The organism is Shewanella sp. SM69 (assembly GCF_025653985.1).
Taxonomy (GTDB): Bacteria; Pseudomonadota; Gammaproteobacteria; order Enterobacterales; family Shewanellaceae; genus Shewanella; species Shewanella oncorhynchi.
Genome location: NZ_JAKKRV010000009.1, coordinates 81238 through 106992, shown reverse-complemented (window position 1 = coordinate 106992; position 25755 = coordinate 81238). Strand labels below are relative to the sequence as shown.

The window sequence follows — 25755 nt, the reverse complement described above, 5'->3', positions numbered from 1 at the left end:
TTCTTTATTCGATAGCTTTAGTCGTATAGCCATTCCATTAACAGACTGCAGATCATCAAAAAAATACCTAGATTAAACACATAGGTCTGTAGGGTAGATTTTAATGTCGAGTCCTCAGCTTGCGATACTATCTGGCTCACTGACATAAAAAATAATTGAGGGGCTAGCCCCATGCCCACAAATAACACTGCAGCACCGACACAGCGAGTTAACTCTGGCAGTACAAGCTCCTGCAAGTAAAATGCATAAACGCCATAGGCCAAAAACGCCAGCGCTATGCCATGGCATACCATTCCCACGATAAGTTGCTTAGTGGCAAGATTACCCCACGAAAACACCATGTCACCCCTACACTCAGCTTAACCACAACTATTGATACTATTGGGCGCGCAGTTTATCTCGCTTACGATTAATCTGCACCCACACAAACCAACCAAATAAAATACCGCCAATGGGATAAATATAGAGCGCTCTTTGCAGTTCCGCCCAGAATGGATCGCCCGAGACAAAATAATGTATTAAGGCGACCACGAAGGACGTCAGCATACCCCAGAAAAATACGCCAAAGGCCAAAATGACGTACATCTTACCCTTAGCAATGAGTGCATCTAGTTTTTGCAATTCCAACGCAGCATCATCCATGTTTCGTCCTCTTAACTGCCTCAGCGCAATATGCCAGAACTCGCGCACAGTGCCTATCCATCTTTATAACTAACAGCATTAAAATAACAAAAAGCCCTGCAATTGCAGGGCTTTAGTTTAGAAGTTTAGAAACGATCGAGCTTATTCAGCTGAGTTTGGCTTCTGTTCTTTAGCTTTCTTCTCGCGCTTACTGAAGAGACGCTCCACTATCACGAAGAATAATGGTACGAAGAAGATCCCTAGGAAAGTCGAGCTCATCATACCGCCGAGTACACCTGTACCAATGGCGTTTTGACTACCAGAGCCGACACCGGTACTGATAGCTAACGGCACAACACCCAGACCAAAGGCTAGAGACGTCATTAAGATGGGGCGAAGACGCACACGCACCGCATGTAAGGTCGCCTCGACTAAGCCTGAACCTTTCTCATAGAACTCTTTGGCGAATTCCACAATCAAGATGGCGTTCTTAGTCGCTAACCCTACTGTTGTTAACAGCCCCACTTGGAAGAACACGTCGTTTGGCAAGCCGCGACCATTCATTGCAATCAAGGCACCGATGATCCCGAGCGGAACCACGAGCACAACAGCAAAGGGTACCGACCAGCTTTCATAGAGTGCAGCCAATACTAAGAAGACCACTAAGATCGACAGAGCATACAGCGCTGGCGCTTGGTTACCCGATAGACGTTCTTCATAAGATAGACCGTTCCACGCGACACCAAAACCAGGAGGAAGCTGCTTGGCTAAGTCTTCCATAATTGTCATAGCTGCACCGGTACTGAAACCAGGAGCCGTGGCACCTTGAATGTTCATCGATGGTAAGCCGTTAAAGCGTTCTAAACGTGGAGAACCGTATTCCCATGCACCAGTGGCAAACGCAGAGAATGGCACCATGTCACCCTTGTTATTGCGCACGTACCAAGAATCTAAATCTCCCGGTTGCATACGATACTGGGCATCACCTTGCACATATACTTTCTTCACGCGGCCGCGGTCAATAAAGTCATTCACATAAGAACCACCCCAAGCCGTTGCAAGCACATTGTTCACATTAGTGATTTCAATGCCTAACGCGCTCAACTTAGCGTGATCTACATGTAATTGATAAATTGGCGCATCTTCTTGACCGTTTGGACGCACACCCACCAGATTTGGATTCTGTGCCGCCATACCAAGCAGTTGATTACGTGCCGCCACTAACTTCTCGTGGCCTTGGCCGTTCTTATCCTGCAGGTACATGTCGAAACCGTTCGCCGTCCCCAACTCGATTACCGCAGGCGGTACGAAGGCGAATACTAAGGCATCTTTCATCTGACCGAACACACCCATAGCGCGACCAGCAATAGACTTCACATCCATACCAGGCGCTTCACGCTCAGACCAATCCTTCAAACCAACGAAGGCGATACCCATGTTTTGCCCTTGACCCGCAAAACTGAAGCCCGCCACGCTAAACACCGACCTCACGCCCTCCTCAGCCATAAAGTGATCAGACACTTTCTCCAATACTTTTAAGGTACTTTCTTGAGTTGAGTTAGTCGGCAAAATGGCTTGCGTGAACAAAATACCTTGGTCTTCATCTGGTAAGAACGCCGTAGGCATACGGATAAAGATCCAACCGACTGCAATAACCAGCACAACGTAAATCGCCATCACTCTAAAGCCGCGCTTGATGATCCCAGCAACGCTCGATTCATAACGATTAGTCAGTTTATCGAAACTACGGTTAAACCAACCAAAGAAGCCAGTTTCGATATGAGCATGGCCCTTCTTAATCGGTTTGAGCATAGTCGCACAAAGTGCAGGAGTTAAAATCAAAGCAACTAGAACAGACAACGCCATCGCAGATACGATAGTGATAGAGAATTGACGATAAATAACCCCAGTTGAACCTGACATAAATGCCATAGGGACAAACACTGCGGAGAGGGTCAGACCGATACCGACTAAAGCACCGGTAATTTGATCCATCGACTTACGCGTCGCTTCCAGTGGACTTAAGCCCTCCTCGGCCATTACCCGCTCGACGTTTTCCACCACCACAATCGCATCGTCCACCAGCAAACCAATGGCGAGCACCATAGCAAACATGGTTAAAGTGTTAATCGAGAAACCCGCTAACGACAGAATCGCAAAGGTTCCCAGCAATACCACTGGTACCGCAATAGTCGGGATCAAAGTTGCACGGAAATTTTGCAAGAAGAGGTACATGATGATGAACACTAGTACAATAGCTTCAAGCAGGGTATGCACTACACCTTCTATCGATTTTTCAACGAAAGGCGTTGTATCGTATGGATAAACAACTTCTAGCCCTTGCGGGAAGAAAGGTTTCATCTCAGCAATTTTTTCACGAACAGCTTCAGCAGTATCAAGCGCGTTAGCACCCGTTGCCAGCTTAATCGCTAACCCTGTCGCAGGTTGACCGTTATACAGTGACACCACAGCATAACTTTCAGAACCTAATTCAACCCGTGCCACATCGCTTAGGAAGACGTTTGCGCCTGAAATATCCGATTTAAGGATAATTTTACGGAACTCTTCTGCCGTTTGTAAGCGGCTTTGAGCCGATACCGTTGCGTTCAACTCTTGGCCTGCCACAGAGGGCGCGCCACCTAACTGTCCAGCTGAAACTTGAGCGTTTTGAGAACGAATCGCTGCGATAACGTCTAAACTGGTCAAGTTGTATTGAGTCAATTTCAACGGATCTAGCCATATACGCATCGCATATTGGGCACCAAACAACTGAATTTCACCTACGCCAGGTACGCGACTCATAGGATCTTGAATGTTCGCACCAACATAGTCGGCGATATCGCCTTTATCTAACGAACCATCGGTCGATACGAAGCCTAATACCATTAAGAAGCCTGAACTCGACTTGTTAACGTTAACCCCTTGTGCCTGCACCTCTTGCGGTAACAGGGTCATAGCGCCCTGTAACTTGTTCTGTACTTGAACCTGTGCAATATCCGGATCGGCTTCAGCGTTAAAGGTTAAAGTGATCTCAGCATTACCAAAACTGTCACTGGCTGAGGCGATATAACGGAGGTGATCGATACCCGTCATACGTTGCTCAATCACCTGAGTCACAGAATCTTCAACAATCTTAGCGGAAGCGCCAGGATAGTTAGCACTGATCACCACGGTCGGTGGTGCAATGTTAGGATATTGGGACACTGGCAGCGAGCGGATCGAGAGGATCCCCGCCAGCATAATAATCAAGGAGATCACCCACGCAAAGATGGGGCGATCAATAAAAAAACGTGCCATAGCTATGCCCTATTGTGCTTGCGTTTCAGAAATAACTTTGGTGGTTACTGGAGCGCCGGGACGAACTTTCTGTAATCCTTCCACAATCAACTTGTCGCCCACAGTTAAACCAGAAGTGACTCGCCATTGGTTGTTAATCACTTCTGCGGTCGTCACTGTTTTCGCTTCGACTAAACCTTGGTCATTCACCACCATAGCCACAGCTTCACCCTTAGAGTTACGCGTAATCGCTTTTTGTGGAACCAAGATAGCCTGTGGATCAGTGCCCGCATTTAACATAGCGCGAACATACATGCCAGGTAACAAGATACCTTCAGGGTTAGGGAATTCTGCGCGCAGAATAACGGAGCCAGTGTTTGGATCCACGCTCACTTCAGCGAACTGCAACTTACCCGGATGACTATATTGAGTACCATCTTCAAGCAATAATTTCACGTCTGCATTTTCTGAAGCTTGTAGCTTACCTTGCTGCAACTTAGCTTTAAGACGTAACAACTGAGCACTCGATTGCGCGATATCCACATTGATAGGATCAAGTTGTTGAATCGTCGCCAGCGTTTGGCTCTGGTTGGCAGTGACTAACGCACCCGCAGTCACACTCGATTTACCGATACGACCAGAGATAGGCGCTAATACTTCAGTATATTGCAAGTTGATTTTAGCGGTGTTAATCGCAGCTTCAGCCACGGTTACATTCGCTAATGCTTCTTTATATGCCGCTTCAGCTTCATCGAACTCTTGCTTACTGATGGCGTTGGTTTTTACCAATTGCTGATAACGTGCCGCCTTAGCTTTTGCTGAGGCTAAGCCCGCATTCGCTCTGGCTAAATCAGCATTGGCACTCACTAAAGCAGCTTTATAAGTTGAAGAATCAATCTGATACAGAGATTCACCCTGTTTCACATTGCCACCTTCAACAAAACTACGCTTAGTAATAATACCGTTAACCTGTGGACGAACTTCAGCCTCGAGGAAAGCTTTACTGCGTCCTGGTAATTCCACCTGAATCACTTGTGGCTGGGCAACAACATTAAGGATTCCCACTTCCATACTACGTGGACCAGCACCCGCCTGAGCGCTCTCTTCTTGAGGGCTGCAAGCTGCCATCCATAACGCCACGCTTATAACTGAGGCAAGTTTAATTGTCTGCCGCATGAGAACTCCTTCAAATATTAACTGCCCACATACCAGTACACTTATTGCGCTGACACGAGCCGTAATTGTAACTAAAATCAAATCCGTTATTTATCTCATAGCCTATATGAATCAACAAGGAAGATAACGAAACTAAATTGTAAACTAATGAAAATTTTCACTCATTCAGCATTACTATATTCATCGAATTGTTATTCGATTTAAAAAATCGGTTAACTTTGAGTGGCATTGTTAGGGGGATATGCCGTAAAACACCCAATAAGCCTACTCCATATTGAATATGTTGCAAATCTGTTCATATTCTAGACTTGCGGCAGGCCAAGGCCCACAGCTCAATGACGTTAGCTTAACCGTCACTTGTTGCAATAATTTGTACATAGAGACGAAAACGCAGCGCGCTTGTTTTTACTCAGGCCACTCTCAGTATCAAGTCGTTAAAAACGCCCCTATCAAGACTGACAATACCGAAAAAGAGTAAGCAAAGAGCTGGCTTCAGACTGCTTGTGCGTAAAAACATGAATACATCCGATAGCGGATTGCTGTGCAGTTTATTACATCTACTATTTGTGCACGGCTAAAAGGCAGCGCCAGCGTTATGAGTCAACGCCACACAATTAAACAGTCACAAATAATAGCTAGCGGGCTATTTTAGTGGTTACCCCAAAACGGAGCAAACCCGAAATTCAGATTAATACTCCATTAAATGAAACTCAGACTCCCACAAATAATGCTTCTGTAATGAAAAATATTGCTAGCAAAGCAATATTTGTCTATTAAAACTAATTTGTTCATCTTCAATCACAACTTAACAGGACTAAATTCGATTATCGCCCACGCTGCAAGCCAGAATACGGCTGATATCAGCCAAACAACGACCCGACTCCTGTTGCCACTGATTAAATACGGCTTGCACTTGCTTAAGCGCCGTTTGTGATGAAAAACCCGTATCGACTAACTTATGTGCTTTAAAATAGCCTTGTACATCATCGGTTAACAAAAAAGTATCTTTGCCAATACCGCGCAGAAAATAGGGACCCGTATTGCCGCCCAATCGAGTACCGCGTTTCTTCAACAACGCCCACAAACCAATAATATCCTGTGTCGGCCAAGCGGCGATCAGTTGCGCCAAACTGCCATGTTCGCGAGCAACATCGTGGATCATCAGAGCGTTATCATAAATAGCTTGAGTCTTTTTAAGATGGCGAATCAAGGTCGCATCACTTGCCCGCGCTTGAATTTGTTCAGGCGATAACATCAATACTTTATGCGGTTCGAACCCAAAGAAAGACTTCTCATACTCGGGCCATTTGTTAACAACCACCCGCCATACAAAACCACTTTGAAACACCTGACGGCTCATCGCCGACAATAATTCAGCATCCCGATATTGGCGAATTTCATCATCAGACAGGCAACCAGACAATAAGGCTTCGAGTCCAGCAGGTCCGCCTTTGCGCTCACTGGCTCTGGCATAAATTGATGAAAAACGCTCTAACTGGCTCATATTATTACCTTTAAAATGATTAAATCCCGACACTTTCTATATGGGCTCATAATACCGATTTTTATCCCTGATGGATCACTTGGCTTTGCCAATAAAAATTGTGTTTATTCCAGCATTTTTTAAGAAAACTCTTACAGCAAGCGCTTCAATTACGACTAAAGTTAAAACGTAAAGTCCGTAAAAGACTGGGTTTGGAGTGAGTGCCTATGGAGCTTTTTTATCACCCGTTATCACGCTATTCACAGAAAGTGCTCATCGCACTTTATGAAAAGCAGGCCAACTTCTACCCCAGAATCATAGATCTACGCGACCCTTTGTCCCGCAAGGAATTTCACCAACGTTATCCGCAAGCGCGAATCCCCCTGCTTAAAGCCCAAAATGAACAGCTGATACCCGAATCCAGCATTATTATCGAGTACTTAGATAGGCATTTTGAAAACAGTACCCAACTGCTGCCACAAGAACCACAACGCAACTTACAGGTACGTTTGTTCGATCGCATCATAGACAATGATATTAACAACCCATTATTTCAATTAGAAAAGTTAAAGCATATAGAAGACAGTAATGAATTCGAAATCAAACAATTAGAGAAGCAACTACTGACACAGTTTCAACGCTTAGACGCGCAACTCACACAACATCATTGGGTCTGTGGCGACAGTTTTACCTTAGCCGACTGTGCACTCATCCCTTGCTTAAGCTATAGCTTCCAACATCTAAACCTGTTGGATTTAGATGAAATCGTGCGCTATTGGCAACAGGCACAACTGCGTGGCGCTTGGATGTTAGTACAAGAAGAGGTGTTACTGGCTGAGATGGAGGAAACGGCAGGAATAAGAGGCATACCTTAGCAAGTAAGTCATGCCTCAACACAATCACATATTGCGTTCTTTCTTCAACTGCAAAAACGCTTTCCACTTCACGACTTCGGGCGGCAACTCAGGTGCAGGATCGGTATAACCCGCTTCTTTCACTAGTACATCTAGCGGCACTTGCTTACCTTTGCACACAAACACACCGCGTACATGGACGATACAATGTAGGCCACGTTCGCTCACAAAGCGTTGTTCAATATAGAAATATTTTTCATCCCAACCGACGACTTTGGTTTCAATCTCAAAAGTTTTCAGCGGCTTAATATCGCGAATATAGGTAAATTCGGCGGCGTTAACTATCGGCATCCACTTCAACTTTAAGAAACGTTTCAGCAGACCCATCTCAGCCAACATATAAGTCCGCGCCAGATCCATAAACGCGGGATAGCGAGAATTAGTTAGATGGAAATTGATATCGCAATCGCTCGGTAAAGCACGATAAGTGATACGGCTTGTCCCTAGAAAATCGATCTTACGACAATGGCGCGTGCGCCAGAATAACAACCAAAACAAACGAAAATACAGATTCATAACGCGCCGCCCTTGAAATAAGAGCCACAGGCTAACAGAGGTCATACCACAGGGCAAGCGAGATATAGCTCACAAAAAAGACGCCCTAAGGCGTCTTTTTATCGTTCGATTAAGCTAAATACCCTCAGATAATCAGCCCATTAAAAGGGGCTGATTTATCAAAACTCACAATTGCTTATGCAGCAATGCCTGAATGTCTTAACAGGGCATCGATATTCGGTTCGCGCCCCATAAACTGTTTGAACAAGTCCATCGGCTCGGCTGAACCACCCATTTCGAGGATATTGTGCAGGAAGTTACGACCCGTTTCAGGGTTAAAAATACCTTCCTCTTCGAAGCGGGAAAACGCATCCGCCGACAGCACTTCAGCCCATTTATAGCTGTAATAACCTGCGGCATAACCGCCCGCAAAAATATGGGCAAACCCATGTTGGAAACGGTTAAAATCCGGCGGCGTTAATACGGCCACCTGACGACGCACTTCGTCTAAGGTTTCTTGAATGCGCGCGCCTTTAGCTGGGTCGTATTCGTGGTGCATTCTAAAATCGAACAACGAGAACTCGAGTTGGCGCAGCATCATCATGCCAGACTGGAAGTTTTTCGCCGCCAGCATTTTATCCAACAAGGCTTTAGGTAATGGCTCGCCGGTTTCAAAGTGGCCAGAAATTTCGGCTAATGCTTCTTCCTGCCAACACCAGTTTTCCATAAATTGACTTGGTAATTCGACCGCATCCCAAGGCACACCATTGATGCCCGACACGCCTGCAACATCGATTTTTGTCAGCATGTGGTGGATACCATGGCCAAATTCGTGGAACAAGGTTGTCACTTCATCATGGGTAAACAGCGCAGGTTTGCCATCGACCGGACCATTAAAGTTACAGGTCAAATAAGCCACTGGCTTTTGTAATCCATTGGCGGTTTGACGGCGCACACGGCAGTCATCCATCCAAGCACCACCACGTTTACCTGTGCGGGCATATAAATCGAGGTAGAAGCTACCTCTGTGTTCGTCAGTTTCGTCGAAAATATCGAAGAAACGCACGTCTTTATGCCATCGGTCAAAATCCTTTTGCTCAAGGATTTTAAGGCCGAACAAACGCGATACTGTGTAGAACAAACCTGAGAGCACTTTATCTTCGGGGAAATACGGACGCAGGATTTCCTGTGAAATCTCATACTTATGCTGCTGCAACTTCTCAGCATAGAAACTTAAGTCCCAAGAGGCCATTTCAGTCACGCCATATTCGGCCTCTGCAAACGCTCTCAGCTCAGCCAGTTCTGCCTTAGCTTGATCCTTTGAGCGCAGCGCTAACTCATTTAAAAATGCCATCACCTGCGCCGGTGTTTCAGCCATTTTCGTCGCCAGAGATTTGTCAGCAAAACTATCAAAACCGAGTAACAATGCGAGTTCGTGGCGTAAAGCAAGAATTTTGTCCATCAGCGGGCTGTTATCAAACTCTCCGGCATTGGGACCTTGATCTGAAGCGCGAGTGACAAACGCACGGTAGCATTCTTCCCGAAGACTGCGGTTTTCGCTGTAGGTCATGACGGGTAGGTAAGATGGAAAATCTAAGGTAAATAACCAACCTTCTAGCTCACGCGACTGCGCCATCGCTTTAGCGGCGGCTTTGGCAGACTCAGGCAAACCAGCAAGCTCAGCTTCATCAGTGATCAACTTAGTCCAAGCTTGCGTCGCATCCAGTAATTGATTCGAAAAACCACTGGTGAGTTCAGAAAGACGTTTTACAATCTCGCCATAACGCACTTTTTGCGCGTCATCTAAGCCAATACCCGATAGTTCAAAGTCGCGCAGGCTGTGCTCTATCACCATCTGCTGGGCTTGGCTCAATTGTGCAAATTCATTGGATGCTCGCAGCGCTTTATAGGCTTGATACAAACCTTGGTGTTGGCCAACGTAAGTACCGTATTCCGATAAAAGAGGTAAACAAGCATCATGGGCGGCACGCCACTCATCTGTGCTAGTCACTGAATTCATATGAGAAACGGGCGACCAAATTTGGCTTAGCTCATCGTCAACCTGTTCTAATGGCGCGACCAAGTTGTCCCACGTAAAAGGACCTTGGTTCTGCAGCACTTCATCAATCTTAGTGCGGCACTGAGCAATGGCATGCTCAACGGCGACTTGAATATGTTCCGGTTTAATCTGTGAAAAAAGCGGTAATTTTGCGCCGCTAAGCAAAGGGTTGCTCATATTGACTCCTCAACAATCTGTATCTGTTATAAATAAGGGCTAATGGCCTATTTATCAAGGCGAGAAAACCGATTGTCCCCTTCGAACGCCTTACTTAACCCTATTTCCCCTGAAAAAAAGTGAACTAGTTCGCATTTAGGATTTACGTTTTATTTACCTACACATTGTTGCAATCTTGATCGCAAATCGAATCAATTCGCATTAATGTTTGTATGTGGGCAAGGTATTATCTGCATAACTAACGTACCTCGACCAAAATCAGCAAAAATATGGCAACACACTCAGTGAAACTTATCGCCAGCGTCCTCTGCACATTAGGGATCAACTGCCTTAGTCACAACGCAGTTGCTAATGAGGGCCTAGAACAAGTCGATAGTATTTCAAACACCATATTACCCCGCCAGATAACAGAACCTTTGGCGGTGACGCTGGATTTAGGTTGGGACAGCAAATATGTCTCACAGGGTCGCAATAACTTGCAAAATGGGGGTATTTATTGGCTCAATGCTGCTGTTCAACACGGCAACTTAACCACTTATGCCTTAGTCGGACGCGGTGATAGCCAAGCCTATACAGAGTGGAATATCGGCCTTGAATATGGGTTCAACTTAGCCGAAAACCTAGAGGCCAATTTGGGATATCAGCGCATTGAAGGCTATAGCAATAGCCGCTGCCAAGATAACGAGCTATTTGCAGAACTCGCCTACAGCGCCACAGCTTGGTTGGTACCATCGGTGAGTTATGTCTATTCCACAGAAGCGGCAGGCTACTTTGTTGAAGTGAGTTTGCACAGTTATTGGAATATCACAGACCAGTTCAGCCTCACGCCCTATATCACTCAAGGGTTTGATTTTAAATACCGCACAGAAGAACACGATGGCAGTAATAACCTGCAGTTTGGCCTCGAAGCGAATTATCAACTGACCCCAAGCATGAATATTAGCGGGCACATTAGCCACAGCATTGCCCAGAGTGATATTGAGCAAGAAGCCTCAGCCAATGGCGATATGAGTTCACAGGATCAAACCTATGCAGGCATCCACTTTGCAATAACGTTTTAACGTCGTTTTAGCTCTGTGTTTCTAGCGCTGTATTGCAACCTTCCTCTGTCAATTTATCCCGCGACATTTGGCAAAAACAAAGCTCACTAACTAAACTCAAAATGTCGACGGAGCGACTCACTATTCATATCGATTTTGCCGAGGAACAGGGAATGTTAACGCATCATTTCTATCTTATCCGAACCGCTGTCATTACCTTGCCCCTGCTTTTTATCCAAGTGACAAGCTCGACTAATGCGCAGCAGGTATCTGAGCCTGAACCGAGTCTAGAATCCTTAGCGCAACCGACACAAACCGCGCCTTTGCCCCTAGGCACTTTACTCGACAATGAGGGCAAGCCGATTAATGTGCCTAACCAAGTGCAAAGTGCGTTCGAGTATTCGCCCCCCACTGTTACACCCGCAGAGCCATCCAAAACCACTAAATCAACTAAAGCCACTCAATCGAACAAAGCCGCTAAGAGTAAAAAACTCAGTCGCAAGCAACAGCTCGCCAGTCGTGCACATGTCGCCAATGATCCTAACTGCCGTTGGCTCGATAAACGTATGGATCAGCTAGAGTCCCTACTCGGCGACAAACAAGATAACGCTGCTAAGCATCAAGCCGATGAACTCCGCGCCCGCCAAAAGGAGTGGCAATGTTTGAAATGTGGTGCAGAAGGCCCAGCTCAAAACGATCACTCTAAGTGCCAATATCGCCGCGAAACAGCCACGCGATAACAACTGAATGCAACTTTAGGAGTATTTTTATTAAAAGCAATGCCTTATACGTTAGTGATGCAATAGGCTGGTCTGTTACCGCAAAGCCCCCTACAATGACCTTCTGCTGTAAAGCATCTCATCCTTGAAGTAAGACGGAGAAACTCATGGCTCAACATTTTGACTATATCTGCCTAGGCGCAGGCAGCGGCGGTATCGCCTCAGCAAACCGAGCGGCAATGCGTGGTGCTAAGGTTCTACTCATCGAAGCCAAACACGTGGGTGGCACCTGTGTAAACGTAGGTTGTGTGCCCAAAAAAGTCATGTGGTATGGCGCCCATGTTGCCGAAGCGATGAACCTTTACGCCAAAGATTATGGTTTCGACGTCACTGTTAATAAATTCGATTGGAATACCTTGGTCGAAAACCGCGAAGCCTACATTGGTCGCATTCACGATGCCTATGGCCGTGGTTTTGCCAACAATAAAGTGACGCTGTTAAATGGCTACGGCCGTTTTGTGGATGGCAACACCATCGAAGTGGGCGGCGAACATTACACCGCCGATCACATCCTCATCGCCACTGGCGGCGCACCGACTATTCCGAACATTCCTGGCGCGCAATACGGTATCGATTCCGATGGTTTCTTCGCCCTACGCGAGCAACCTAAGCGCGTTGCCGTTGTTGGCGCGGGTTATATCGCTGTTGAAGTCGCTGGCGTGTTACACGCTCTGGGCAGTGAAACTCACTTATTAGTGCGTAAACATGCGCCGCTTCGTAACTTTGACCCTATATTAGTCGATGCTCTCGTCGATGCGATGGCAACCGAAGGCCCAACATTGCACACCCATAACGTGCCAAAAGCCGTGGTTAAAAATGCCGATGACAGCCTGACATTAAACTTAGAAAACGGTGAAAGCATTACAGTCGATTGCTTGATTTGGGCAATTGGCCGCTCACCTGCAACAGGCAATATCGGCCTAGAAAATACCGAAGTGCAATTAGATAGCAAAGGCTATGTCATCACTGATGAGCAGCAAAATACAACTCACAAAGGGATTTACTGTGTCGGCGACATTATGGCGGGCGGCGTAGAGCTCACCCCTGTTGCGGTTAAAGCGGGCCGTTTGTTGTCCGAGCGTTTATTTAACGGTATGACAGATGCCAAAATGGATTACAGCCTGATCCCAACCGTTGTATTCAGCCATCCACCTATCGGCACTATGGGCTTGACCGAACCAGAAGCCCGTACTCAATACGGCGACGATAACGTCAAAGTGTATACGTCGACATTTACCTCCATGTACACAGCCGTTACGGCCCATCGCCAAGCCTGTAAGATGAAGTTAGTCTGCGCTGGCAAGGACGAAAAAGTCGTCGGTATTCATGGTATTGGTTTTGGTATGGACGAAATCCTTCAAGGTTTTGGCGTCGCCATGAAAATGGGCGCGACTAAAGCCGATTTCGATGCGGTCGTTGCTATCCACCCCACGGGCGCGGAAGAATTTGTTACTATGAGGGGTTAATGTAGAAAACCCACCTACACACGTTTTTTCTGTAGAAAAACCTAGCAAGGCCAGAATTATTTCTGGCCTTTTATCTCATGAAGTTTATTTCGATATCTCACATCAACATGATTGCCTAGAGATGGAAGTTCACTTAAAATTCTTCTGACTGCATATTGTATGAATGATAATGTAGATATTTTCCTATACATACGATATGTGCCAGATTTTATTTATTTTTTCTATATTATGCAACCACATCCATTAACATTCTACTTTATACACCAATTAAAACATGGACTAGCATCATTTGATGTAAAAATATTTATCTGCAGATTAAATTCATATTTAAGAATCGGTTATATGACAATGAAATTCAGGACTTATGATGCATAATACTTATAAAAAAATTCCTCCGATTTTATACGCGCTCATATTTATAATTTTTTTTACATCGTGCTCAAACTTCATTTCAGGCGAAACACCATTACCTTTGCCTTATGAAGAAAGAGAGTTTATTAAATTATCTAAGCTAGTATCAACAATCCCTAACATTACCTATTCAAGCGGTGAGAGAAACATAAAATTCTATGTAGTGGCTTTCGATGGCACGCAAAATAATCAGTACGATTTTGATAAAAATTCAGAACGTGAAACTATTGTGGCCTACTTGTACAATTCCCTCCCAAAAAACTATCAGGGAAATTATTATTTCGGGCCTGGATACAAAGACATTATAGATTCTGTGCTGTGTACTACATGCGTAAGTAAGGCTGAGACAGCAATTAAAGACATAAAAAAGAAGATATCAAATGAATGGGGAGGCATCCCGAATCTTGAAGTTAGAGTTATTGTCTTAGGCTTTAGTAGAGGTGCAGCAATTGGACGACACTTTATGAATTTATTAGATGAGAATTTCCAAACAAGCCTATTAGCATCTATAACGTCTACAGAGCCTTTAGTTAGAACTACCGCAATAATGTTCGATACGGTTCCGACAAGTGTATCAGATAAACTTCAATTATCTATTTCAGAATCTACTGACTACTTTATACATATAATAGCAAAAAATGAAAGAAGAGACTTATTTTATGGTGTAAAAGACTATGATCCAAACTTCATTACACTACCCATTATATATGATGAAACTGAATTTCACACATGTTCAAAAAGTGAAGTAAAGTCATCAAGTAGACTTTTTCAAATCGAACTACCTGGTTCCCACTCAGATATAGGCTCCTCATATAAAAATGGCATTGGCACGCTTTATCGTAATTATGGGTTGTTTATACTCTCCAGTCTTGGATTAATCCATGAAAATCAATTTCAGATCGAAGAGTCATTTTATTCACAAGGATATCATGATTCTCGAGGATATATTGACATAACTAAATCAGCAATTTTTGGAGAGAGACCAATTAGAAAGTATATAAATATATATTCAAAACCACTAATACCAGAAGAGATAGTACTATTGAATGAAAGATTGAACTCTATGTATCTTTCTTCCGCACATAGTTTCATCACTGACACAAAAGAAATACGGCCTATTGTTTTTGATGTATTTAAGAAAAATAATGAATTAACAATCATAGATAATCATAGTGGCATTAAAAGAAGTGACATTAGCTACAGTTATGCAGATGCTTCACATACAATTAAATATCGCTTCAATGATTCAAATAAAGCATCATTAGTAACGATCCATAAAAATATTTGGGAGCAAATTCCAAACAACGAAATGTCAAGAATTGAAATCATTTTGCTAAAGAATGGCAACGTCAACAACCTGTATTTTTACATAAACTGCAAACGTGTACTCGAATATCACTGAGATCTAATGATGATTATTAAATAATCATTAGGTAGATTTCACCCCAAAGAGCCCACTGTAAACGATAAACCTCATTTGCAAGCGCTCAAACTGCCCAAATTGGTACATTACAGGCCTTAGGATCTTGATAGCAGTAGCAGATACTGGATGAACCAACAGTTATTACAAAGTTCATCCCGTGGCTTACTTGATCAAATCAGACGACGTACATATAGGTGGTGAAATCACCACTGAAACGGACCCTATAGAGTTTCTGAATGGCCGAAATCTAGGGTCATTGCCTACTATTTATGACCAAAACTGGGGATATGTTGCACCAGTAAACTACTGGTTCATTCATCTTAAAGCGAACAAACGCCTCGAAAACCTGAGTTCTTATGCAAGAGCGCTTTTGCATTATTGGAATTTTCTTGAATCAGAAAAGTTAACCTGGGACGTCTTCCCCTTAGCAAAAGGTTTAAAGCCTACATATCGATATAGGAATTACAAACTTCTCAAGAGTGTTAAAGCTGGTGAGCTCGCATACTCAACTGCCAACACGTATATGACACATGTCATCCAATTTTATTTATGGGCAGCACATGAACGTTATTACCACATCAGCGAGAAGCACAAACCCTTCGAAATCGAATTTGTAAGAATACAGAGAAGCGACATGCTGGCTCATATGATGCCTAAATTTCTGGTCCAAACTACAGACTTGCGCATCAGAACGCCAAGGGATGCAACCAGTAAGAATATTCGGGGGCTAAAGCCCTTAACTCAAATTTCACTCACTCATTTAGCTCTACATTTACGTAATGTACCTTGCGAATTTAGGCTGATCTGTTTACTCGCAGCTCAATCCGGCTTGCGTATCCAAGAAGCGTCAGGATTGACTTTGGCCGCACTAGAACAATCGGTTCAACGCTCAGGTTCAATAACTCATTTCGAGCTAACAATAGGACCAAGTAATGGTGTACCTACAAAATACAATAAAACTCGAACGATTGAGATAACAAGTCGCCTTTTTTCAGATTTGAAAACTTATGCCATTAGTGAGCGGCGAATGTGCCGACTTGACAAACTTCTTAGCAAAATTGAGTTCCACAAAGGCATCCATGACATAAAAAAGTCCCACTCTGTTCATGTCTCAAAGGAAAAACTCGACGCCCTGACCACAGCCCAGCGATACGAACCCTTATTTATTAGCCAACAAGGTAATCCATACGACCCAAACACAATAGGCTCTCGCTTTGGAGAAGTTCGCCGCTCAATAATTAAGTCAGGAATACAATTTGAGCATAAGTTTCATGATCTTAGATGTAGTTATGCAACTTACCGACTACATAGCCTACTTGAAGCAGGTATTGAGCCTGCGAATGCACTGAGCTTACTGATGGGGTGGATGGGACATAAGAATGAATCCACGACATGGAAGTACTTGCAGTACCTCAAAAGAAAAGAAGCGTTAAAAGAGAAGATATCTGTACTAGACAGCATTATGCACCAGGCATTAGAGGAAGCTAATGAGCAAGACGATGAAATTAATAGCCCCCTGGGTTGAACATCTTTGTATTCCCATACGAAACGGAGCAAACGCACACACACTCTTGGACTTTAATCGATTCAGGTATCGTGGGGTACCTAAAACACATGAAATAAAGCTGGGAAATGTTCAGCTATTAGACCGTGATGATATAGCACAGAAACTGTTTATCACAATTACGGGCAGGGAAGATGCTTCACCAGCAACCAAAGGTAATGTATTCACCGCAGCTAGAAGACACTTTACGTTTTGTGATACGCAAACTCCCCCGCTTCAACCGCTATCGGAAATGGCATATGTTAAAGAGCTAGAATATAAGTCCATTCGTCAGCGACGAGGAGAAATCAAAGATAGTACAGAAAGCAGGCTACGGGCTGATTTATCATCCTTATTCCAGTGGCTAGATCTCCCGGTTCGGAACATTTATCCACAACGGCTACGATCGGGTTACACACAAACAGAGCCAACTCGCGGCTATAGCGATGCAGATCTAAAACAACTGCTTCCGTTGCTAAGAAGTATTTTTAAGCAATTGTACCAGCAATTTATTACCGACCCAGAATTTCATATTCAAGCAAGTTCGAACGTTCACACAATGGTTTTTTCTTGGAAGGGGAAAGATTATTCAGTAGCCGGTGGAGCATCAAAGATTTTTTATGCCGCAACATTCCTTCTAAGTTATTACACGTGGAGTAACAGCACCGTCCTATATAGTTTAAGACGCCCACAAACTAGCACACACGTCATATCAAGTAATTGGTATCAAATGCCAGCATTTAAGCGAAGAGCGTTTAAAACTATCACTGTAGAGCTAGGGGATCATAACACGCTAGAAATTCCTAAGTATGCAACCCAGTTTTTTGACCAATTAATGACTGTCTCAAAACTGGTCGATCCTAAACCTGATGGCTTGCTGTTACCGGCTTACAGCTACCGAAAAAGAAAAGTTCAGATGATGAGTGGGTGCCTGCTCAATGACTTCAAAGCAAATTGGTTAACTAAATATTTCCCGATGACTGATGAACGAGGAGACATATTATGGCCAACACCAAGGAGATTCAGAGCAACGGGTAGTCATTTAACTTTGGCACTAAAAGGCACACTGGAAGCTGCAATTCTTCTGGATAACACACCTAGGACTATTGCCCTCGCATATTCAAGTGGAAACCCTCATGAAAACGATCTGATGAACCGTGATACAAGCCAAACTTTAGAACAGATCGTGCGTGACAGACAAAGTGTGGAGTCAGCGAAACAAAAGGTTAGAGAAGCACAAAAAGTGGAAGTACTTGCCTATGAAGCATACATCCGACGAGCATCTCCTCCCACTCGTAGCGCTCACGGCAGTTATTGCAAAGAGCCGATGGGAGCAATGGCTGAGAAGTTTACATCAAGAGCACGAGCACATGGGCTCATAACTGAAAGTGAAAATCTAGCATGTGCCGATTTAATCAAATGTTGGAGCTGCGAACATCAAGTGCTTGTCGAATCGGTAACTGATTTATGGTGTGCTCTTAGTTTTCGCGAATGCATTGAAGAATCGGCATGCCTGCATATAGATAATGCTCATTATCAGAAAAATTTTGGCGAAGCCTTAGCAAAGATTGACCTCCGCTTAAAACAATTAAGTCCCAAAGTTGTACAGCAAGCTAAAAGAAAATTAGCAGATGAAGGTCGTCATCCCCTGTGGATGGATATAGATAGTGTCAATATTAGCTGAGGACGAAATGAAACCACTATTACATTTGCCAATTGAAGCACCTAGTTCACTCAACCTTTACACCCAAGATGTGGAACGATTAGTCAGAGAGCATAACTGGGACAAATTAAACCAAGTACCTGTATGCATAGATCAACATCAAATATTAAGAGCATACTTCGGCCAAAATCGCTGGGATTGTAGCCCATATGCCTCGGATAAAGGCAGTGATAAAAACCAAAGAGAATTTGATTTCTCTTATTTAGTTGACTCACCTAACTTGCTTCTTGAAGCAAAACTTATAGCCTATGGCTGGTTATACGAACAAGGGCATTGTTTTGGACAAAAATGCAAACTATCCACTTTGACATCTAGGTTTAATATTGGTTTAAAAAGAGCGTTAGTCAGCTTAAAAAATAATGGAGCCAATAGTTTTAGTGAATTAAACAACCATGATATCTGGCAAAAATTTGAAATAGATTTGCAAAATGAGTCATTAAGCAAACGCACCCTTGAACTCGCTTTCACCGCTCTTCAAGCTGTGGAAAGGTTGAATCCGTGGCTACCTTTTCAATTAACATTACCGAGCATCAACTATAGACAGTTGGCAAAAAAGCTTGCAGATCAAGAGAAATTAGAACATAAGCAATCACTTGCTATACCACAAGCATTGGTTAACGTATTGTACGGGCAAGCTGTCAGCTACGTGGAAAAAGCATGGCCACATAGAGAAAAACTCGCCCAACTCGAACGTGATTTACAATCAAACTATGATATTGGCCGTGCAGCCGTAGACTATAAGCTAGCCATCGGTAGATGGAAGTGGCTTTATGATGTGGAAGGCAGGCTTAATAGCAAAAAATACGTTGAGGAAATCAACAAAGCAACTCCTCGTTCTCAATCTGAGATCATCACGCAACATCTTAGGGGAACAGGCTTACTACCCAACCATAATGTTGACGGAAATTGGTTATTTACATGGAGAGCGAATCTTCAAGCCGCTTGTTTTATATGTTGTGGCGCATTCAGCGGAATGAGGGTCAGCGAACTGTTTGAACTCCATGAGGATAGTTTTCGCACTTACACTATCAACGGACAATTATTTCACTCTGTATCAGCGGCAACACATAAGCTTGCAGCTGGTAGAAAAAAAGAAGAGTGGCTCACCAGCCCTATAGTAGAAAAAGCCATATCGCTCGCAATTTCATTGAGCGCATGTGCCCGAGAACAATTGGTAAAACTAGCAGCACATAGTAACGATCCTGGACAAGTAGATAAGCTAATGGAAACATCCAGTAACTTATGGCTTAGCCAAGCACAACGGAAAAACTTGCCAATCCTCATATCTCGCACAAAATGGAACGACAAACTAAAAAACTATGCAAAAAGAGTTGGTGCAATCGTTGATGAAAAAGCATTGTCCGAATGCCGCCAACTCAATCCCAAGAATGGCGGGGCCATAGAAGACAAAGTTAAACTGGGTAAGCCCTGGCCTTTCCTTACACATCAATTTCGACGCACTTTTGCATGTTTTGCCGTCCGCAACGGACTGGGCCACCCTATATCCATTAAGCAACAATTCAAACATATCCATGTTCGCATGAGTGAATGGTATAGCAATGGCGCAATCGAATCCCGCCTACAGGATATAAAGGTAGACAGTGAGCTAATTAACTTGCTCAACGAAGTAAAACTTGAACAAACAACGGCGCACTTTGATAAATGGTTCAATGGTGATGAAAAGCTAACGGGAAGCTTTGGTAAGGCTATTGTCGCCATGCGCGACGACAAACCTGTGATTTATAGCAACTGGGATAGCTTGTATCGATTGGTTAAAGAAAAACGATTAACTTTACATGGCACTCTACATAGCTATTGTAAAAATGGCTATGAATGTGACATGGATGGAGTAATAAATGCCGCATTCTGCGTTGATTGCCGTGGCGGCGGTAGCGTCGTGGATGATAAAAAAGCGTCATGGTGGCAAAAGAAACATCAAGCATTGAGTAGCTATCTGAAGCAGCAATCCGATGTCAGCCATGCAGAGTATGCTCACTGTATTACACAGATTCGAGCTGCCGAGAAAGTGTTGAATGATTTTGGACTGAAATTTGAAAAATATCAGCATCCATTGCAGGTTATCGATTTATGAAAAAGTCAGAAAACACGCTTCTCAAGCTTGAAGCCGCTTTGCAGAGAATCATCGAACGAAAAACCAAACGAATACCCGATCACCGTAAATTATCGGTTCGAGCTGTAGAGGAAGAAGCAGGATTGGGAAATGGCAGTTGCTATTACTATCCAGATTTCAAGCTGAGAGTTCAATCAGAAGTACAAAAACTAAAATGCCTTCCTGACACAGGAGTTCAAGCCGACGTCGAGATTTTGAGAGAAAAGCGCAACCAAGAAAGAAAGATAAAAATTCAGTATCGTGAAAAAGTTGCTGTATTGACCCAAAGATTAACTTCAATGGCCGCAGAACATCATCAACTAAGTCATGCTCTAAGGAATGCACTTTCACGTATTGAAGATCTTGAACTTCAGATAGTTGAACTCAAACAGAGCCAGATTGTGAGAATCAAGTGATTTATACCTAAGCTAGTTTTACTGCTCTTTGCTGGCTAAACTAGCCAAACATACAGAGCTAGAAAAACTTTCACATGTGAAAGTTTTTCAGCTTAACCTCAAAGGCAGAGAAGATGGGTAGAAAACTTGAAGACATCATTGCAGAGCAGCCTCAAGAGGTCGTTTACGCCGCTAAAGAGATAGCGTCAAAGCAGTTGATTCAGCTTCGTCTGATGGAGCTACTAAAGCGTATCGGTGCTGATGCAAGTTTCCAAATTGATAGCTCTACGGTCGATAGCCTACACCAGTTGAAACAAATTGTTGAATCAGGCGGAGGAAAACTCCACCTTCATGTTGACTTACCAGACGGTTCTCATCACGGTTTTAGTCTATGACTCTTGCACTTACACATGTGGAAATTATCAAGGGTGAGCCAAACCATTTGCAAAATTAGCTAACAGTGCTACAAGAGGCTAAAAAGGAAACCTAACTAGAAGGTTAAAACTAGCTGGTTTCGGTGTAACAAAGCTATAAATCGCCCTTTCAAAAGCTTAAATGAAGAGGAACTCAATGGAATACCTAACCGCTGCAATACTTTCAGGCCTCATCTACGATGGAGTTAAAAATGGAGCAACCATAGGTTATGAGTTGCTAAAGTCTAAACTACAAGGTTGGATTGTTGATGAAAACCAAATAAATAGAATTGTGGAACAACTTAAAGAAGCTGGTGTTAATGAAGATTTAGCACCTCATGCTATAGAGCGGAGAATCAGTGAACATCAGCCACTAACTGATCTGTTGAAACAAATACCAATTTTCGTTAACAGCCCTCATATTAGTCAAATTTCAAATGTTGGGCACAACATTAACACCAATGATAATGCTCAAATTCATGTTGGTGATATAGTAGTAAATAAAGGGAATGAGTAAAAATTATGACCAATAGTTCCATCACACAAGGTACTGGTATTGGACACAATATTATCGCTGGTGATAACTCAGGTATAACTATTGGGGATATTATTATCACCAGTCTTTCTTCAAGTGATTTGGTTGCATGTGCAAAGCAATTCCTTCATGCCATAACCCATAGAGATTGGAAAACCGCAAACACGTATTTGACAAGCCTTAATTCCGTGGGCTCCATTGATGCAGAATGCAAGAGTTTACTTGAGATACTTCAGTATAAATTGCTTATCACCCAAGGAAAAGATGCTAATATCAAACAACAACTGTTTATTGAACTACTACGTAGTCCTAGGTCAAATTTCATAATAAAGGATATTGTAGAGTCGATTTATATTCACTACTTATCACTTTCATCAAATAGCGATGCTAGAAATAGATATTATAACTCTCAACACAAAGGCAGCTTTGCAGCAGAAGTTTTCTACGAAAAAATTGCTAGCAAGGAAGAGCTCGTTCAACTTTCATCTCAGAGCATATCAGACTTATTCGAGCATGAATTATGCTCGTTGGTTAGATGTGCAATAAGATGTGAAGACTTCCAACTTGCAATTAACTTTTCAAAAGAGTTAATAAATAGATACCCAAACAGTAACAGTGGAATTCTTTTATATCTTTCTAAATCTTACCAAATCCATAAGTTAGTCAATGGTAATCATTTCTGGCTAATTGACAGTAAATTAATGAAAGAACTAGAAGAGCAAATTATAAAAACTTTAGAGTTAGCAAAAAGTTCTGATGATTTCCGCGTAGTGCACACTGCTGCGATCTTGCTAGCCTCAACACAGTTCCAAGCCTCTGACTTAATAGATTTTTGTTCAAAAAACATTGAAGAAGCTAAAAAAATAATTCCAAACATATCCAGCGTACTACCAAGTACAGATAAATATACAAACAGCTCTATCTCTCCTCGTTTAATACTTAAGCAAGAAGACTTAAAGATAACCGAGGAGGATTTCTCCCAGATTTCTTATGCCGTGGAAAAAGGGGATATCACAAATCGCGAGATAGAGCGATGGTTAGATAATGGAGGAGATGTAATAATACCTGATAAAAAAACAAGAGAGTTCACTTACTTATCTCTCCATGCTATTGCCTGTGATCCTGAAAATACACCGCAAAAAATAGCATTATCGGAAAAAATTGAACATTTCTTAGAAAAAAATTCTGAAAATTTAATTAGTTTTAATGTGTTTGCAATACACCAGTTATGTCAAAATTTGCGGCGAGCAGGACTGCCACTATTTGCCGCTAAACTGATAGAACCTTTATTACCCGCTTCTCCTTGGTGCTCTCCTGTATTAGGTGTATATGCAGAAGCATTACTAGATTCAGACCAGCTTGAAAAATTAGATGACCTGTTAGAAAAAATAGAAGGTGTCAAAGAAAACTACAGATTCATGGCAATTAAGATTGAAAGAGCCATATCATCAGAAAACTTTCCCAAAGCAATTCAACTCACAGAACATGCTTTAGCTAAATATCCAAATTCATGTTACTACTGGAGAGTTCTACTTCGATCTTTGCATCTATCAAACGTGTCACCAGAAGAATTAGCGATTACCATATCAAAAATACCTAAAAACATCATTGAAACATACAGTTATGAAGGGCTTGTACTTCTTCATTTAATTGCGAAAACTGATTTGCCGTTAGCTGAATCAGTCATATTAGAGTGGTTTATTGATGAACCTGTTGGAATGGCTATCAATGTTACCAACCTTCACTTTAATAACCTACACCTCAGTGAATATCCTGTTGATATTAAGTATCCTTCAGAACGATGTTCCATTGCCGTTGTATATCACTCAGGGAATCGTACTGTTACAAAACTATTAGTTGATGGTTGTGGACATAGTGAATATCTATTGGACACTGATACTCCTTTGGGTAAAAGTCTCAAGGATGCTGATGTAGGTGATAAAATTGAGTTAGGAATGACGACCTATCAAGTAATTGAGAGGCTACCGCCTATCGTGGGCGCTTTTCGGATATCGGTTAACATCCGTAACGACATAAATCCTGGTTCTGATTGTTTTTACCAACTTTGGTTTGAAGAGGACAATGTTGAAGATCTCTTAAATCAAATAGGCGCCATATCTCAAAAAAAACAAATAATTGATGCCGAAATTGATGGGCAGACTATCCCTCTCCTAATGCGATTACACGAAACTCATCAAAACGATTTGATTCGAGGTTCATTTCTTTATCTTATTGATAAAAATAGCAATTCAAATTTAAGTTTATATTCTGATGGAGAGATCATTAAAGAGTCAGTTGTCCTTGATGTACTTTCTCTCGCTTATTTATCTCTCACAGGTTTTTGCCATGGCCTGATTCGTACAGGAATCAAACTTTATATCACTAGAGAAACAAAGGAAATTGTTTCTGATTGGTTAGAACAGACTGGTCGTGCTGATTATTTATCCATTTCTAAATCTGAACAAGGCTTCCTAAAAACGACCGCTGATGATATTGCTAAAGATGCTTCTTTTAACAATCTGCAATTGTTGTATGGTAAGTGCGAGTTAATATCATCTCAAAGTATCGATATGCCGGAGATGATAACTAAGGTGCGAGATACTCTCGATATTTCTCACTACAGCTCCCTCAAGGCATCAATGTCTCACTCTATACCTTTCCTCTGTTTAGATTCAATGTTTTGCTCTTTGTATCGCCAGTTAGATATACCATTAGCTAACGTAAGCCAGTTCATGAATGACGCCAGTACAGCTACAAAGACGGCTGAAAGTAGGCACGCAGAATGTCATATCCAATATGGTTTAACTGTCCCGATAATGCACCGAGATGTAGTTGAACTATGTAGCCAGAAAGAGAAAGGCCAATATCTTGCAGCGAAAATACTTAAAATGTATCCGAATAACTACCCATCTACAGATACAGCCCTTCAAGTTTTAACGGAATGTTGTTTGAAATCAATATGCTCAGCATATATTGAACTCAAAGGTCAGCGAAGCTTCTTCGAGTGGAGATATACTGAACATGTTGTGTATGCTTGCAGCGAATCTTCAATGCTCTGTCTCGAAGGCTATACCTGTGAACAGAGGCTTGCGAGATTAATATCGGAAGTTTTCAAAGTATTAGGTTCGGCGAGTAATATTACAAACTTTGCTCTCATTCTATTTCGTCAATTTGTCCAAGGACACTTTCTAGATTCACACCAGATAGATGTTGAGTTAAGAAAATTACTTGCGATTGAAGACTCAAAAGAAATATGAATCTAAATGGCTATGCTTAGTGAAAGTACACTTTGAGCACCAGATTAGTTCCATATTTTAGATGGCTGTAGGGAGATAGGGAGGTTCATAATTATGAACCGTATTCAGTTTTTTATGGAATTAGCAGCATCTTCATAAACTCTGGAAACCGTTCATCTTGAGCCTGTCTAAATCGTTTTTTTTAGAGAAATTCTGGAAAACCTATGTTTGTTAGGTAAACCCATTTAGCATCTGTGTTTCCAGATTTCCTACAGTGGGCATGTGTGGAAGTATCGAACTACCATGAGGTAGAAGCGATTTTCGCTTTGATTTCATCATATTTAGGGCCAGCTTATGCTGGCCCTAATTGATCACAGATAGTATAAAACCATTAACTCTCACGCGACTTTCCTATAATCTCGACTGAGTACTTTGCATTTTAAACACTTAGCGCTGTTATCGCTGCGCCACTGTTATCGG

Annotated in this window: 19 protein-coding genes; 12 read left to right on the top strand and 7 right to left on the bottom strand. The window is 42.6% G+C overall.

The genetic code is table 11. The features are described 5' to 3' along the window. Nucleotides 1–17: 17 nt before the first annotated feature. From L5M37_RS13560 to L5M37_RS13540, 5 genes are all read right to left on the bottom strand, one after another. Nucleotides 18–341 carry a hypothetical protein gene (locus L5M37_RS13560; protein WP_131524445.1) on the bottom strand — a complete coding sequence of 108 codons (324 nt, stop codon included), beginning with the start codon at nt 339–341 and terminating at the stop codon, nt 18–20. Nucleotides 342–378: 37 nt separating this feature from the next. Then, on the bottom strand, nt 379–642 hold the full coding sequence (locus tag L5M37_RS13555; protein WP_263200815.1) for a hypothetical protein: 264 nt from the start codon (nt 640–642) through the stop codon (nt 379–381). Nucleotides 643–783: 141 nt separating this feature from the next. Further along, entirely contained in the window at nt 784–3918 is a 3135-nt protein-coding gene (locus L5M37_RS13550; protein ID WP_113940203.1) for an efflux RND transporter permease subunit, read from the bottom strand. Nucleotides 3919–3927: 9 nt separating this feature from the next. Next, entirely contained in the window at nt 3928–5073 is a 1146-nt protein-coding gene (locus L5M37_RS13545) for an efflux RND transporter periplasmic adaptor subunit (protein WP_105250703.1), read from the bottom strand. Between the two features lie 814 nt (nt 5074–5887). Further along, nucleotides 5888–6577 (bottom strand): DNA-3-methyladenine glycosylase I, encoded by a 690-nt coding sequence (locus tag L5M37_RS13540; protein ID WP_105250704.1) that lies wholly within the window; start codon nt 6575–6577, stop codon nt 5888–5890. A 206-nt stretch (nt 6578–6783) separates the two neighbouring features. Here L5M37_RS13540 and L5M37_RS13535 point away from each other — a divergent pair, with 206 nt between their 5' ends. Continuing rightward, nucleotides 6784–7431 (top strand): glutathione S-transferase family protein, encoded by a 648-nt coding sequence (locus L5M37_RS13535; protein ID WP_131524442.1) that lies wholly within the window; start codon nt 6784–6786, stop codon nt 7429–7431. 24 nt (nt 7432–7455) lie between these two features. On the opposite strand, the gene L5M37_RS13530 is transcribed toward L5M37_RS13535, so the two are convergent. Both L5M37_RS13530 and prlC read right to left on the bottom strand, forming a co-directional pair. Beyond that, entirely contained in the window at nt 7456–7986 is a 531-nt protein-coding gene (locus L5M37_RS13530) for a thioesterase family protein (protein WP_011791203.1), read from the bottom strand. A 175-nt stretch (nt 7987–8161) separates the two neighbouring features. Beyond that, entirely contained in the window at nt 8162–10201 is a 2040-nt protein-coding gene (gene prlC, locus L5M37_RS13525) for an oligopeptidase A (protein WP_263200813.1), read from the bottom strand. A gap of 269 nt (nt 10202–10470) precedes the next feature. On the opposite strand from prlC, the gene L5M37_RS13520 reads away from it, so the two are divergent. The 11 genes from L5M37_RS13520 (at nt 10471) to L5M37_RS13470 (ending at nt 25296) form a co-directional block, all read left to right on the top strand. Then, the gene (locus L5M37_RS13520) at nt 10471–11262 is read left to right on the top strand and encodes a hypothetical protein (RefSeq protein WP_173497829.1); all 792 of its coding nucleotides are present in this window, start codon (nt 10471–10473) and stop codon (nt 11260–11262) included. 152 nt (nt 11263–11414) lie between these two features. Continuing rightward, the gene (locus tag L5M37_RS13515) at nt 11415–11981 is read left to right on the top strand and encodes a hypothetical protein (RefSeq protein WP_263200887.1); all 567 of its coding nucleotides are present in this window, start codon (nt 11415–11417) and stop codon (nt 11979–11981) included. 146 nt (nt 11982–12127) lie between these two features. Continuing rightward, a complete protein-coding gene (gene gorA / locus L5M37_RS13510; RefSeq protein WP_263200811.1) occupies nt 12128–13486 on the top strand; it encodes a glutathione-disulfide reductase in 1359 nt (452 codons plus the stop codon). Nucleotides 13487–13850: 364 nt separating this feature from the next. Continuing rightward, nucleotides 13851–15299, top strand: coding sequence for a DUF2235 domain-containing protein (locus tag L5M37_RS13505; protein WP_011498005.1), 1449 nt, complete (start codon nt 13851–13853; stop codon nt 15297–15299). Nucleotides 15300–15477: 178 nt separating this feature from the next. After that, entirely contained in the window at nt 15478–16845 is a 1368-nt protein-coding gene (gene xerC / locus L5M37_RS13500) for a tyrosine recombinase XerC (protein WP_263200808.1), read from the top strand. After that, entirely contained in the window at nt 16808–18547 is a 1740-nt protein-coding gene (locus L5M37_RS13495) for a hypothetical protein (RefSeq protein WP_263200806.1), read from the top strand. Before xerC ends, L5M37_RS13495 begins: the two co-directional genes overlap by 38 nt. Nucleotides 18548–18554: 7 nt before the next feature. After that, nucleotides 18555–20678 carry a hypothetical protein gene (locus tag L5M37_RS13490; protein ID WP_263200805.1) on the top strand — a complete coding sequence of 708 codons (2124 nt, stop codon included), beginning with the start codon at nt 18555–18557 and terminating at the stop codon, nt 20676–20678. Then, nucleotides 20675–21112, top strand: coding sequence for a hypothetical protein (locus tag L5M37_RS13485; RefSeq protein WP_259527885.1), 438 nt, complete (start codon nt 20675–20677; stop codon nt 21110–21112). Before L5M37_RS13490 ends, L5M37_RS13485 begins: the two co-directional genes overlap by 4 nt. Nucleotides 21113–21225: 113 nt before the next feature. Further along, the gene (locus tag L5M37_RS13480) at nt 21226–21486 is read left to right on the top strand and encodes a hypothetical protein (protein ID WP_263200803.1); all 261 of its coding nucleotides are present in this window, start codon (nt 21226–21228) and stop codon (nt 21484–21486) included. Between the two features lie 175 nt (nt 21487–21661). Next, on the top strand, nt 21662–22021 hold the full coding sequence (locus tag L5M37_RS13475; protein WP_263200802.1) for a hypothetical protein: 360 nt from the start codon (nt 21662–21664) through the stop codon (nt 22019–22021). A 5-nt stretch (nt 22022–22026) separates the two neighbouring features. After that, entirely contained in the window at nt 22027–25296 is a 3270-nt protein-coding gene (locus L5M37_RS13470; protein ID WP_263200800.1) for a PIN domain-containing protein, read from the top strand. The last annotated feature ends 459 nt before the right edge of the window (nt 25297–25755 follow it).